Source organism: Bradyrhizobium sp. 186, assembly GCF_023101685.1.
Lineage (GTDB): Bacteria > Pseudomonadota > Alphaproteobacteria > Rhizobiales > Xanthobacteraceae > Bradyrhizobium.
On record NZ_CP082164.1, the window covers coordinates 7,984,240 to 7,996,765 of the forward strand.

11 protein-coding genes and 1 pseudogene are annotated in these 12,526 nt (G+C 59.7%); 4 read left to right on the forward strand and 8 right to left on the reverse strand.

What is annotated here, in order from left to right; all coding sequences use genetic code 11:
• Positions 1 to 134: 134 nt before the first annotated feature.
• Positions 135 to 428 carry a hypothetical protein gene (locus IVB18_RS38410; protein WP_247985445.1) on the forward strand — a complete coding sequence of 98 codons (294 nt, stop codon included), beginning with the start codon at positions 135 to 137 and terminating at the stop codon, positions 426 to 428.
• A 77-nt stretch (positions 429 to 505) separates the two neighbouring features.
• On the opposite strand, the gene IVB18_RS38415 is transcribed toward IVB18_RS38410, so the two are convergent.
• Positions 506 to 1,939, reverse strand: coding sequence for an undecaprenyl-phosphate glucose phosphotransferase (locus tag IVB18_RS38415; RefSeq protein WP_247985446.1), 1,434 nt, complete (start codon positions 1,937 to 1,939; stop codon positions 506 to 508).
• Between the two features lie 687 nt (positions 1,940 to 2,626).
• Here IVB18_RS38415 and IVB18_RS38420 point away from each other — a divergent pair.
• On the forward strand, positions 2,627 to 3,364 hold the full coding sequence (locus IVB18_RS38420; protein ID WP_247985447.1) for a metallophosphoesterase: 738 nt from the start codon (positions 2,627 to 2,629) through the stop codon (positions 3,362 to 3,364).
• A 90-nt stretch (positions 3,365 to 3,454) separates the two neighbouring features.
• Here the strand turns inward: IVB18_RS38420 and IVB18_RS38425 are convergent, their stop codons facing one another.
• Positions 3,455 to 3,718 (reverse strand): hypothetical protein, encoded by a 264-nt coding sequence (locus IVB18_RS38425; RefSeq protein WP_247985448.1) that lies wholly within the window; start codon positions 3,716 to 3,718, stop codon positions 3,455 to 3,457.
• Positions 3,719 to 4,613: 895 nt separating this feature from the next.
• Here IVB18_RS38425 and IVB18_RS38430 point away from each other — a divergent pair.
• On the forward strand, positions 4,614 to 4,985 hold the full coding sequence (locus tag IVB18_RS38430) for a hypothetical protein (RefSeq protein WP_247985449.1): 372 nt from the start codon (positions 4,614 to 4,616) through the stop codon (positions 4,983 to 4,985).
• 1,070 nt (positions 4,986 to 6,055) lie between these two features.
• Here IVB18_RS38430 and IVB18_RS38435 read toward each other — a convergent pair.
• The 4 genes and pseudogenes from IVB18_RS38435 to IVB18_RS38450 all read right to left on the reverse strand — a co-directional run bounded on the left by IVB18_RS38435 (position 6,056) and on the right by IVB18_RS38450 (position 9,029).
• Positions 6,056 to 6,658, reverse strand: coding sequence for a plasmid pRiA4b ORF-3 family protein (locus IVB18_RS38435; protein WP_247985450.1), 603 nt, complete (start codon positions 6,656 to 6,658; stop codon positions 6,056 to 6,058).
• Positions 6,655 to 8,211 carry an IS66 family transposase gene (locus IVB18_RS38440; RefSeq protein WP_247991831.1) on the reverse strand — a complete coding sequence of 519 codons (1,557 nt, stop codon included), beginning with the start codon at positions 8,209 to 8,211 and terminating at the stop codon, positions 6,655 to 6,657. The genes IVB18_RS38435 and IVB18_RS38440 overlap by 4 nt, the downstream gene beginning before the upstream one ends.
• Before the next feature lie 96 nt (positions 8,212 to 8,307).
• Positions 8,308 to 8,613, reverse strand: a pseudogene (gene tnpB, locus IVB18_RS38445) (IS66 family insertion sequence element accessory protein TnpB); the annotation flags it as partial.
• Entirely contained in the window at positions 8,607 to 9,029 is a 423-nt protein-coding gene (locus IVB18_RS38450) for a transposase (protein ID WP_247985451.1), read from the reverse strand. The gene IVB18_RS38450 and the pseudogene tnpB, both read right to left, overlap by 7 nt.
• 20 nt (positions 9,030 to 9,049) lie before the next feature.
• On the opposite strand from IVB18_RS38450, the gene IVB18_RS38455 reads away from it, so the two are divergent.
• Positions 9,050 to 9,343 (forward strand): ParB N-terminal domain-containing protein, encoded by a 294-nt coding sequence (locus IVB18_RS38455; protein WP_346732682.1) that lies wholly within the window; start codon positions 9,050 to 9,052, stop codon positions 9,341 to 9,343.
• 80 nt (positions 9,344 to 9,423) lie between these two features.
• Here the strand turns inward: IVB18_RS38455 and IVB18_RS38460 are convergent, their stop codons facing one another.
• On the reverse strand, positions 9,424 to 10,791 hold the full coding sequence (locus tag IVB18_RS38460) for an HlyD family type I secretion periplasmic adaptor subunit (RefSeq protein WP_247985453.1): 1,368 nt from the start codon (positions 10,789 to 10,791) through the stop codon (positions 9,424 to 9,426).
• A gap of 10 nt (positions 10,792 to 10,801) precedes the next feature.
• On the reverse strand, positions 10,802 to 12,469 hold the full coding sequence (locus tag IVB18_RS38465; RefSeq protein ID WP_247985454.1) for a type I secretion system permease/ATPase: 1,668 nt from the start codon (positions 12,467 to 12,469) through the stop codon (positions 10,802 to 10,804).
• Between the last annotated feature and the right edge of the window lie 57 nt (positions 12,470 to 12,526).

Genomic DNA, 12,526 nt, shown 5'->3' on the forward strand with positions numbered 1-12,526 from the left:
AAAGTTCTCGTGACCTCTTCGTTCCAGAGCGCCGGAACGAGCCGGCCGACCCCCTAATCGGCGATGCCCCCTTTCCTTCCGAGGCTCCGAGGAATTCTTGACCCTCTCTCAATCCTGCTTTTTCGGTAAGACTGATGCTGAAGATACTTATCATATTGAGCGTGTGGCTGCTGCTCAACGTTCTGTTCGTGCTGATTGTGGTTCCTGCCTGCAAGTCACGCTCTCGACTCGACGCGTCGGGAAAGTCTCTTGCGCCGGTGCCGATCGACAAGCATCAAGACCGGTTCGATCACGACGAACCATCCTCCCTTCGCCATGCCTTCGTATCACTTGCAATGGCAGCCTTTTTTGTCCTCGCCTCTCCGCTGATCGCACTACGTGATGCAATCGTGCGACTTTGGAAGAGGGCGCGGGGACATGAGACTTAGGACCGCGGGGCAATGACCTAATGCGAGGTTAGACTGCGGACGATCGTGGTTGCTTCTCCATAGGCTTCATGCAGGCGCTAATAGGCCTCCTTCTGGAACAGCACAGTGGATGCGGTCCGCGCCATTATTTTAAGGTCGAGCCAAATGCTCCAGTTCCTCACATACCAGACGTCATATTCCACTCGCTTTTCCATCAGGTCGATGGTCGGCGTTTCGCCACGGAAGCCATTGACCTGAGCCCAGCCTGTGAGGCCAGGCTTCATGTGATGGCGGTATACGTAGTTGCTGATGATCTCGTCATAGTAATTGTCATGGGCGAGCGCATGCGGGCGCGGCCCGACCAAGGACATGTCGCCGCGCAAGACGTTCCAAAGCTGTGGCAATTCATCGATGCTTGTCATTCGAAGGAAACGCCCGATCTTGGTGACCCGAGCATCCCGCTTGGTGGCCTGGGTAATCGTCCGCCCGTTTTCGCAGACCGTCATAGTCCGAAATTTCCAGATCTCGAAGGGCTTGCCGTTGAACCCTCGGCGCGACTGGCGGAAGATGGCAGTTCCCGGCGAGCCGAGCTTGATCAGAACGGCGACTGTCAGCAGCAGTGGTGTAAGTATGACGAGCGCCAACAAGGCTACCCCTACATCGAGACAGCGCTTTTGCAGGCGCTCGAACACGGTAAGCGGAGGTCGCTGGATTTCGATCGCCACCGTGCCGCTGACCGGCAAGAACGGACGCGAGACGAGATCGGCGATCGAATTATCTGGTAGCACGCGAATCGGCTGGGGTACCGCGCGTAGATGTTGCCCAAGTTTGGGCAACATCGGGAGCTCATTCCAGTCGACTGCAAGAAGGTACTCGTCGACGTCAGCCGTGCCGGACTGCCGGATGACGTCGCGAATCTGCTTCTCCCACGCGCTGTCGCCGTTATCGCTGCCAAGCACGAAGTGGCGCACGACATCGAACCCGTTCCTGCGCAGGTCCTTGAACCGGGTTGCGGTGAAATCAAGCGGCTTTAAGCTAAGCAGCACAACCTTGCGATCCACCAATCGCCCCTTCGCAAAGCTCGTGCCGAGTGCAAGCTGCCAAGCGAAGCGGAGACTGACCAATCCGAGGCCGCCGACAGCGGCAAAGACGATGATGGTGCCGCGGGAGAGATTGTCCGTCGACTTCAGTAGAAACGCCGCAACGGCAAGAATCGTCAGTGACGCGAGCCAAATGATGACAGCTTTGCGCAACTGCCAGACGAGATTCAGCAATCGATGTGTCGCGTACACTCCATGGAAATAGGCGATCGCAACAAACACTACGCCTACGATTAGTCCTGCACCAATCGACGCACCGTCAGCACTGGAAGCGACAATGCCGCTATAGAACAGGGAAGCCGCGGCATAGCAAAGCAGGATCAGCAGGAAGTCGCCCGCAATGATGAAGACCTGAAACGGGCGATGCAGAACGGCGCCACGCGCTGACGCGACTGGCTGGACATCATCGGAACCGTACGTTGCTACAGCCATTTAACCTCTACATGTCGATTGAGATTGCTTCCAAGAGCAGACGCAATCCCTGAAGCGCAGGATACTCGTCGCGACCCTGAAGATTGTGACCTTCGCGGCAGATCGTGTTAACTGATCGCAGCGATATTGTGGCATTGCACGCGTGATTTTTGCGATGCAGGGATGTGTTGTGTGACGACGCCGATTTATTTGATGCGTTATACGCTGCGATTTGCATCGTAAGCCTCAAGACTCATCGCTGCGCCTGTACTCGCGGCGGTATCATTGCAAACTTATCGTAGGCCATATTTTCACGCACTGATGCCGTGCCATATTAGTTAGCAATCGCACAAGCGTATGCGTAGCTCCTTTGCTCAGTTCCAACGTATGTGCAAAATTCATGAGCAACTTACAATTGTATTCTGTGCAATTCTCAATTGGCGGTCCTGTCCGGGACGAACGGAGCCCACAAAATGATCTAGAAAAGATGCCACCGCGGGAACAAACTCGGTTCCCGAAACTCTGGACTTCCGCATCGCCTGCCATGGAGTCGGTGCTCGTGTTCGCCTCACGATGACCCTATAGAAGGCGCATCTCATAGAAGGCGCACCTCGCACTGGGAACTTTTCAGCGTAACATCTTGACCGGTCTCGAACCCACTCCTCCTCACCAAAACTCGGTCAACTGCTTTTTGGACCTAGGCTCCTCATGTTTTCTCTTTTCCGATCTCGTCCGCCCAAGAATAAGCCGATGCTACCGGAGGGGGTTCGGATTTTCGCGATGTCCGATATCCACGGCTGCGCGCACTTGCTCGAGCAAATGCTACGGGTCATCGATGCAGACATCGCCAATAGCCGGCCGGGCTATGCGATAGAGGTGTTCATGGGCGACTATATCGATCGCGGCCCGGACACGCGCTCCACCCTCGACATTTTGGTCGAACGGAGCCGTCGGGGGAATGCAGTTTTCCTCAAGGGAAACCACGAGGCATTTCTGGTGAGAGTGTTCGAAGAGCCATCCTTGTTCGAAGACTGGATTCGCATCGGCGGCGCCCAGACACTCATGTCCTATGGACTCGCGCCGCCAGATCTGAAGCGCGACGACCCGGTGTCGATACTGCGCGATTTGATCCGCGCAATGCCGGGCGAGCATCTGGAGTTCCTCGACGATCTGCGGCTTAGCTATACCTGTGGAGACTTCTTCTTTGTCCACGCCGGCGTTCGTCCGGGCGTAGCTTTAGCCGAGCAAAGAGAAAGCGATCTACTCTGGATTCGCGAAGAGTTCCTTCGGAGCCAAGAGCAGTTCGGCAAGTATATTGTCCATGGTCACACTCCGGTCCGTACCGCCGAAATCCTGGCAAACCGCGTTAACATCGACACCGGCGCCTACGCGACGGGCAATCTGACCCTCATGAGTATACAAGGCAGCCGGATGCTCGCGGTGTGAACAGCCAGGAAATGTCCGCTGATTCGTGAGGCAGATCGTTCCCCCGAAACGAACGGGTGGAGTTCGGAGGTCACGAGCTAACGGCGTCACCTAGTTGAGCGCGAGCGGCTTTTCCCGCAGTGCTGCCGTTTCGGCCATCCAATTGCTCCAGGCTTGCTCATGCTTGGCGTAAAGCTCCAGCCATCGCTGCCCAGGCTTGTTCTGATCGATACGATGGTCAGCGCCGGGACGGCCGTCGGGATTGTCCAACGTCTCGAACTCGATCGTCTCCGCAATCGTCAGACCGACAAGGACGCGCTGTCCGGCGCCATCCACGATATACCGTCGCGGAGCGTCCTTCTTCGGCTCGGTCATGTCCTGTACCATCTCTTGTCGTGAGAACCGAGGTGCCGCTCGCACGCTGGACGAGGCCTAAAAGGCGCGTCGGGCGTGGCCGAACGTTGAGTTGGGAATCGGTCGGGCCGGGCGGCCTGAGGTGCCGCAGGGCCCGATCGTCGTCGTTCGTTGGAGGCGCCAGGTGCGCAGCGCATAGCGTAAAATGACACCAGCGCAGAAGATGCAGAAGATCAAGGCGAACACAAATGCAGAAGCCATAGGAGCCCGTCCTGAATAGTGCGGTTGCTCATCAAGAGTGAGTAGTGTGTCGACATCATGATTCTTGGTGAATCTTGGCGCCGAAAGATTGCTCAACGCCTGATCCTAACCTGAGCAGGTTGCTCTCAAGTCTGTTCCGTCCGGGGCGGATTGCGCGCACCGGAAAAACGGATTTCGCAGCCATTCTGCGGAATGTCGCGCTTGCAACCTTTCAGAGGCCGTCGCATTATTTCTCGCCCATTTCGAGAGGGAACAATCCAATGAACTTCTGCACCCTTACTCCATCCATTGCTCTTTCTGTTCTTGGCCTCGCTTTGATAACGACCGCAGCTCCAGCCGCGGAGCTCGCGCTGGCTCCGGCGCATCATCGAGCGGCCGACGTCCGAACTGGTTACGTATTTTGGGATGATGTTTACCCGCCTGCGGTCTATGGCCCCAATCTTCGCTCTGTTGAGGAAGTAGCGGCGCTCAAGGCGGAAGCGCGACCCGTGTCCCAACGCTGGTGGGGGTATTGGTACGCTCGGTGAACGGCGAATCTTTTAGTCAGTAGCTGCATTCAACCATGAACCGCCGCAACACCGGGGAGCCGGTGGCGGCGGTTTTGTTTGAGGTCTGCTTGAGCCGATCCAACCATGACGATTGAATGGGCGGCTGCATGAAAATCAAAACAGCGGCTGCGAGCCTATGCTTTTTCGCTGAATACTGGTTGCAAGCGCGTGCTGCGACCGCGGGTGAATGCGTCTCCCGGCCCGAGCGCTTCGTACTGCTTTCTGACACCGTGTATTGGACTGTTTCGATCCCATCCGGGACGGAATGCCTGCAAGGCCTGCGCGGCAAAACACAGCTTTTGGACGAAGTTAAACTGGTCGAGGCGCCGAGTACCGGTATCGTGACGATCGCCGGACCGTCGTTTCGCTACCAAGCCCCTCCGAGCCCAGGACCTGACCAGTTTCGAATTTCGGTGTCGGGCGAAAACCGCAGGCAGCGCGGATCATCGGTCATCATTGTGGAAGTGACTGTCCGATAAAGTCGTGTCGCTTAGAGGGGGGCTCCGATAACCGGACCATAGCCCTATTGTTACACTGGGCCGCCCGATGGTGTGGCGCTCCTTCAAGCCGATTGGGCGAGTGAACCTTCGTTTGCTCAGGACAAGACAGCCGATTACCTGCAATGCCGCTAATTTGAGGCTGCTACTTAGAGGCCGCTATTTCGGTGCCGCGCTCCGCTCCCAAGGCCGCTTGCCATCCGCTCCCCTATCCCAGGGGCGCGCTGTAGGGGCGTCCTTCTCGTCCGCGGCCGCCCGCGCGCGATCGGCCTGAACCCGTTCGCGATCGGTTACGGATGCCTTCGGAGGTAGCGGTTCGTTCTGCGCAGCCGCCGGCGTCGTGACGAGCAGCGTCGCCAAAATGAATCTTTTCATCCCCGGCTTTAACACAGTGGCCACGGGCTGTCCGATCTATTGGTCGACCGAGATGAGTGGCTGGTGCCGGTGCTTGGACTGCCGATTGGCAAGCCATTCGCAGTATCCGCCTGGGCGGCGGATGGAGACGTTCCGTTGTAGGGGGCTGGACGTTCGGATTGTTCTGCGAAGCATTGCGGTGGTTCGCGCCCGTAGTGGTGCCTTGCCGGCCTGCTCCGCCACCACCGGATTTTCTGATCATGGACGATCTCCCTTTGGTTTGAAGCCCGCAATCCACCACAGACGCAGGAAGTTCCTTTCCCTGCGAACAGGGAATTCTGCAGGGAAAGGCGCGCCTGCCGCGGGCCGCCAGCGCATTCCCAAACTGCGGCAACGCCTTGGAATCGCAAAGCGATCCCGGCCGTCGTGCCTGCGTTGCGCCAAATCGGAACAGGGAAATTTTCCCTCGTGAACAGAGAATTTGCACGCAAAACAGCCGGGCAAACAGAGAGATGCGCGCGCAACGGATCAGCAACGGCTAGCGCGTGTGTACTCAAGCAACCGCTGATGCAAGCTCGGCCTCCGCGCACTGCGATGAATCCTTAACGAACCGATGGGGCCCGGACCAACGGTTTGGTTATCCGCTGCGACATGACCTTACACCTAGCTCAGCGGCCCTTTTGATTGACGCTTGACGTCTATTTTGATCGCGTCGTGTACCGACGGCTTCCACTTTTCCGGTAATGCGCTGACGGCGGCCTCGAGCGCAGCCCGATCGACGACGTTGGGATCGAACCGGTCTGGGCCCCAGGTACGCATATGTTCATGCTCTGGTGGGCAGGATCGCCAATGGCTTCGAGGTAGTCGGCATAGCCGGGCGGCCCGCCAACATCTTCCGGAGGGCAGCGGCCGACGGCATCGAGCAAGAGGGGAAGACCGTCCGTCGACGTGTTCTCGAACCATTTTTCGAGCTTGATCACATGATCCCAACTGTCGCCGAAGTCATAGAGATAATGGATCGTCTTGGCGCCGGTCTCGTGAACGATATCGGAGAGGCGCGCCTTGCGGGCATCGATGGGCTGGTGGCCAAAATCGTTATCGGGATCAGGAATGCCCCAATGCCACCCTTCGCCAGCGAGGAACTCGAAGAGGTGGCTATCCGTCCAGCCAAAGGCCGCCTGAAGCGTCAGATGCAGCCGATCAAGACGCAGGGTGATGGGTACGACGAGGCACCGCATCACCGCCGGTTTCACGTCCTTGAGGGTCACCTTGATCCGGACAGCGGTCGTGTTGAGGCTCATGCTGCCAGCCCCGGATCGTGAGCATGCATCGTGTAAGTCGATGCCCAGGGGAGCAGCTCATCCAGTCGTGCCGCAGGCCAACCATTGACGAGCTTCGCGAGGACGTCAGTAAGCCAGTGCTCGGCACTGACGCCATTTAGCTTGCACGTCTCAATCAGCGAAGCCAGCAATGCCCAATTCTCGGCACCCTCGTCGCACCCCGCGAACAGGGCGTTCTTGGCATTGAGCTTGATCGGCCGCATCGCACGCTCGACCGCGTTGGTGTCCATTTCGATGCGCCCGTCATCAAGGTAGAGCGTCAGACCGTCCCAATGACGCAGCGCATAGCGCAAAGCCTTCGCCGTCTCACCCTTCTGCGCGAGGTGACCAAGCTTTGCCTCAAACCACTGCTTCAAGGCTGCGGCCAGAGGCTGGGCATGCGCCTGCCGGCCCGCTCGGCGCTCGGCATCAGATCGGCCGCGGAGGGCTTTCTCTATCGCGTAGAGCTGGGCGATGCGCTCGAGAGCCTCGCGGGCAACCGGCGCCGGCGCCGGAGCAGCCTCGCGCTCGATCTTCACAAACTGGCGCCGTAGATGCGACCAACAGAAGGCGAGCGTGCCGGACAGTGCGTCCGCACGCGTCGTCCGGGTCATGGTCTTGTAGGCCTCATAGCCATCGCAGTGGATGATGCCGCGGTAGCCTTCGAGCAGCCTCAAGCCATGAATGGCGCCACGGCCCGGTGCATAGGCATAGACCACCCCAGGTGGTTCCCAAGGCCTGTCATCGCGCGACAGCGCCCAGAAGTAACCGGTCTTGGTCCTGCCGCGCCCCGGATCCAATACCGGTGCTGGCGTCTCATCGACACAAATCTTCGAGGAGGCGAGCAACATCTCGCGAAGACGATGCCACAAGGGTTTCAGCTCCTGGGCGGCGTAGCCGACCCAGAAGGCGAGCGTGGAGCGGTCGAGCGCGATACCGTGGGTCGCCAGCATCTGCGCCTGACGATAGAGCGGCAAATGCCAATGATACTTGGCATCGATCACATGCGCGACGAGCCGCTCTGTAGGCAGCCCACCCCTAATCAAGCGTTCCGGCGCGGCGCGCTGGAGAACGACGCCATGACAGGCGCGGCAGGCCAGCTTGGGTCGGCGGGTGACGATTACGCGATACTGCGCCGGTACCACGTCCAGCCTCTGGCTCTCATCGCTCCCAATCTCAAAAAGGACGCTTTCGCAGGACGGGCAACAGGTTTCAGCGGGCATCAGGGTTTCGACGATACGTGGCAAATGCTCCGGCAGCTTGCCACGATTGGCCCTGCGCTCGGCAGTTCTGCTCTCGCATTTTTTGGGATCGGCGCGATCCTCGGCTGCTTCGAGAACCGCGACGGCCTCATCGATATCCTCCAGAACAAGCTGTAGCTGATCAGCGTCAAGCTTTTCCGACGATCGACCGAACTGCGCATCTTTTGCAAGCTTGAGCAACCGCTCGAGCCTGGCACAGCGATCCAGCAGAGCCGCGGCAAAGACACGCAGCTCGGCTGGATCGCTCGGCAGCTCATCAGGCAAATCACTCATTGGCCTGCCATGCTTCGCGCCCCGATGCAGCGAAGATTTTATATCCTTACGCAAGCGCTTTCGGCTGCGGGATTCGAGGTGCGTGTGCATGCGTGTCCAATCCATGCCGGCCAGAAGCGCCGACAACTGCGCGGCGTTCATCCGCATCACGCCGTCAACAACAGGTGGCCACTTGAAGCCGCCGCCCTCAAGCCGCTTCCAATACAGCACAAGGCCACTGCCATCCCAGACGACAATCTTCACCCGATCGGCGCGCTTCGCACGGAAGACCACCGCCACGCCCTTCATCGGATCGTGGCCCAGCGCCTCCTTCGCTAAGAGCGCCAGGCCATCCGCGCCCTTCCTGAAGTCTACAGGTCGGGTCGCAACGTAAATCACGAGGCCAGCGGGAGCCGTCAGCATGAACGTGTCCGGCGTAACGCCATAAACACATCACTCAGCACGGCAAGCCCAGGCGTTCCGCGCACCTCTACCCGCGCACCCAGGAGCTCAACCGTAACAGTGGCTGCTTCCGGTGATACGGATGGCTCCGCAGCCGCCGGTTCCGAAGAATCCGACACCAAAGGCACGAACGATAATGTATCCGTCGAAGCTGGCAGCACCAATTGACCTAAACGCGCCCGGCGCCGCCAATCATGCACCTGCTGTGGCCGGCAGCCATGGCGGCGTGCGATATCTGTTACAACCGCGCCTGGCTCGAGGCTTTCCGCGACAATCTGTGCCTTCAAATCATCCGGCCAATGCTTTCGACCTACGCCAGCATACACTTCGATACGCGGCGACAACGGTCGTCTTATGTCGTCCGAATGGTCGTCCATTGTGAGCACCCTTGCCGAAGATGACTCTTCTAGCGGTGCTCCCAAGACTGCGCACAAACAATCTGAAGGGCCTCGGCGCAACGCTTACCGTCCATGTGCGGATCGAGGAGCTCAAACCGCTTGGCCAGCAGACGCGCCGACACGCGAAGAGCCAGATCGGCAAGCTCGCGGCGAGCCTGCAGGAGTTCGGATTCGTTCTCCCCATTGTCGTTGATGCCAAACGCCGGGTGGTGTCCGGCTGGGCGCTGGTCGCAGCCGCCCAGCACCGGCCGTTCCCTACCGCTCACGGCGGCTGCACTGCCGGGCGAGGTTGAGGCATTGGTGCGGCCGCCTTTGCGAGAGCCTCGGAGGCTCCCAGCGCTACGGCACCTCTTTCGCCGAACTGATGATGTTGTTACTTCTGCCGGAATGACTGGTTGAACGACATGACCAGCGGCCCAACGATGTATTCAAATGCGGTGCGCTGAACCGTCGGGATCATGACGGTTGCCGGCATCCCTGGGTAGAGCTGTATGTTCGGCATGGTCGCCAGCTCGTCGCGATCGATGCGGACGAAAGCCGTGTAGTACGGATTGTTGGTCTTGGGATCAGTCAGGCGATCGGCGGACACTTGAATGACGTCGCCGTGGATGATCGGCACGATGCGCTGCTTGTAGGCCGTGAGGTGAACCTCGGCCCGCGTATTCGGATGCACGTCACTGATGTCCTCGACGGCAACCTGGGCTTCAATCGTGAGCGACTCCTCGTCAGGTACGATATCCAGGATCTTATCGCCGCGCTGAATGACGCCTCCCACCGAGAAGACATTCAGTCCCACGACCCGGCCGGTATAGGGTGCGCGAATTTCCATTCGGCCCATTATTGCCTTGGCACTCAGCGCCTTCGGAATCACCTCGAGGAGTCTGGCCTGCGTATCGCGGAGGTCCTTGCTGACCTCGGTCATTCGATCATTGTCCAGTTGCGAGATCTGTTGCTCCTGTTCGGCGATCGCCTGACGCAACTTGGCGATATTGGCGTTCGTGTCAGCAATCTGGCCTTCCAGACCGTAAGCCGTCCGCTCCAATTGCAGAATCCGGGGCCGCGCGATCAGTCCTCGCTCGACCAGCGGCGCAATATCTTTTGCCTCGTTGCGAACCGAGCTGATCTGATCGCTAAACGACTTGACCTGCGCCTCCGCACCAACGATCTGCGACCGCAGCTGGTTGATCTTCTCGCGGATCACGCTTCCTTGTCCTTCCAGCGAGGCCCGTCGACTTTCGAACTGGCTGCGCTGACCGTTCCAGACGCTTGTGAAATAGGGATCCTCAGTGCGCGCCTTCAGATCCGCTGGCAACACGAGATCGGATCTGTGATCAAGCTCAGTCAGAAGCCGTACTTCCGTCGCCCGAAGCACCGCATATTGCTGCGTGAGCACCTCATACTCAGCACGCGTCTGGGTTTCGTCGAGAACGATCAGGAGATCTCCCGCGAGCACCCGCTCGCCTTCCCGGACATGCAGTTCCTTGACGATGCCACCGTCGAGGTGCTGGACGCTTTTGCGATTGCCGTCAACCTTGACGACCGCATTGGCGACCACGGCACCGTTGAGCGGCGCGGTCAGCGCCCAGGTGCCGATGCCGCCGAAAAAGACGGCGATGATCAGCCATCCGGCCAGCGCCACATGGCGGATGGAATCACTCGGCACACCGTCCTGCCCGCCTTTGGTCCAGCTCGGGGCCGCTGCGGGTCGTTTCGATCGGTCTGCAAGCTCCAACAGCGCCATCTGCCGTGTCCTAACCCGTCGTTTCCCGGACTGCATGGATCGGCACGGGCCGGGTCAAACGCGCCAGGATTTCGGCGCGTGGGCCGAACATCTCGACGACGCCTTCACGGAGCACCAATATCTTATCGACCACGCCAATGGTGGTGGGCCGATGCGAAATGATTATCACCGTCGTTCCGCGCTTCTTCAGCTGCATGATGCAGGCGGCGAGAGCAGCGTCACCATCCGAATCGAGATTCGAACTCGGCTCGTCCAGCACCACCAGACTTGGATTGCCATAGACCGCGCGCGCCAGCCCGATGCGCTGGCGGTAACCTCCCGAGAGGATCGCGCCCGCCTCTCCGACCTGGCTGTCATAACCCGCGGAAAGTCGCAGGATCATCTCGTGCACCCCGGCCATGCGTGCCGCCAGGATAACCTCGCTATCCTCGCCGTCATTGAACCGGCAGATATTTGCGGCAACGCTATCGGCGAACAATTCGACGTCCTGCGGAAGATATCCGAGGTGCTGGCCGAGCGAGGTTTTGATCCAGCTGGACACATCGGCTCCGTCGATACGAACGGCGCCTGCCGATGGGGCCTGTACACCGACGATGTGGCGCGCCAGCGTGGATTTGCCGGCGCCGGACGGGCCGATGATTCCCAGCACCTCACCCGGCTCGATCTGAAAGCTGACGCCACGGAGAATCGGTTTCGGCATGCCAGGTGCGGCGTAGGACAGTGCTTCGACCGAAAGGCCGCCCTCGGGTCGCGGGAGTGTGAGCCGGGGCTCCTGGGCTTGAGCGCCAGCCAGCAGCTCGCGCAGGCGCAAGAAGGCGACGCGCGCCGAGACGAGGCCGCGCCATGATCCAACGATCTGCTCGACCGGCTGCAAGGCGCGGCCAAGCAGGATGCTGGCGGCGAACATCGCGCCGGCCGTCGTGAGCCGCTCGATCACCAGATAGGCGCCGAGACCGAGAATCAAGGATTGCATCGACAGCCGCAGAAAACGGATCAGGCTCTGCATGGTGGCGGCGCGGTCGCTTGCGACCACTTGGCGCTCGAGCATCCGGTTGCGATCCCGGCTCCAGCGCTTCAAAAGTCCCGCCGTCATCCCCATCGCGCGCACCACTTCGGTGTTGCGCAGGCTCATCTCGGTAAAATTATAGTTCTTGCTCGCCGCTTCATTGGCCTCCGACAACGGCGGCTTGACGATCCATTCGTTGAGGACGGCCATCAGGATCAGAATGATTGAACTTCCCAGCGCAAACATGCCCAGCGCGGGATGCAGACCAAAGATCACCGCGATATAGATCGGCGTCCAGGGCAGATCGAGGATGGCGTGAACCCCGGTGCCGGTGATGAACTGGCGGAAGGTGTCGAAATCGCGCAGCAGGTAGCTTCGCGCACCACCGGCGGCACGATCGATGATGGCGGTCATGACGCGGGGCGCGATCGTCTGGTCAAGGCGAATGCTGGCGCGGGTCAACACGCGGGCCCGAATGGCGTCCAGCCCTGCCAGCGCCAGGAACGCCGTCAAGAGCGCGATCGTGAGCATCAGCAGCGTGATCCCGCTGGCGCTTGCGATCACCCGGTCATAGACCTGAAGCATGTAGAGCGGCCCTGCCAGGTAAAGCAGATTGATCGCCAAGCTGAAGAACGCGGCGGTGACGAAATAGCCCTGGCAGCTTTGCAGCAAACGCCGGAGTTCGTCGGGTCTTTTGAACGGAGTACTCACACAGCTCAGCGGAACATC

What these genes read in the sequence shown, in the direction of transcription:
- IVB18_RS38415 (WP_247985446.1), bottom strand. Translation starts at nt 1,939, where the DNA reads ATGGCTGTAGCAACGTACGGTTCCGATGATGTCCAGCCAGTCGCGTCA.
- IVB18_RS38410 (WP_247985445.1), top strand. Translation starts at nt 135, where the DNA reads ATGCTGAAGATACTTATCATATTGAGCGTGTGGCTGCTGCTCAACGTT.
- IVB18_RS38440 (WP_247991831.1), bottom strand. Translation starts at nt 8,211, where the DNA reads ATGAGTGATTTGCCTGATGAGCTGCCGAGCGATCCAGCCGAGCTGCGT.
- IVB18_RS38435 (WP_247985450.1), bottom strand. Translation starts at nt 6,658, where the DNA reads ATGAGCCTCAACACGACCGCTGTCCGGATCAAGGTGACCCTCAAGGAC.
- IVB18_RS38460 (WP_247985453.1), bottom strand. Translation starts at nt 10,791, where the DNA reads ATGGCGCTGTTGGAGCTTGCAGACCGATCGAAACGACCCGCAGCGGCC.
- IVB18_RS38450 (WP_247985451.1), bottom strand. Translation starts at nt 9,029, where the DNA reads ATGGACGACCATTCGGACGACATAAGACGACCGTTGTCGCCGCGTATC.
- IVB18_RS38430 (WP_247985449.1), top strand. Translation starts at nt 4,614, where the DNA reads ATGAAAATCAAAACAGCGGCTGCGAGCCTATGCTTTTTCGCTGAATAC.
- IVB18_RS38455 (WP_346732682.1), top strand. Translation starts at nt 9,050, where the DNA reads ATGACTCTTCTAGCGGTGCTCCCAAGACTGCGCACAAACAATCTGAAG.
- IVB18_RS38425 (WP_247985448.1), bottom strand. Translation starts at nt 3,718, where the DNA reads ATGACCGAGCCGAAGAAGGACGCTCCGCGACGGTATATCGTGGATGGC.
- IVB18_RS38420 (WP_247985447.1), top strand. Translation starts at nt 2,627, where the DNA reads ATGTTTTCTCTTTTCCGATCTCGTCCGCCCAAGAATAAGCCGATGCTA.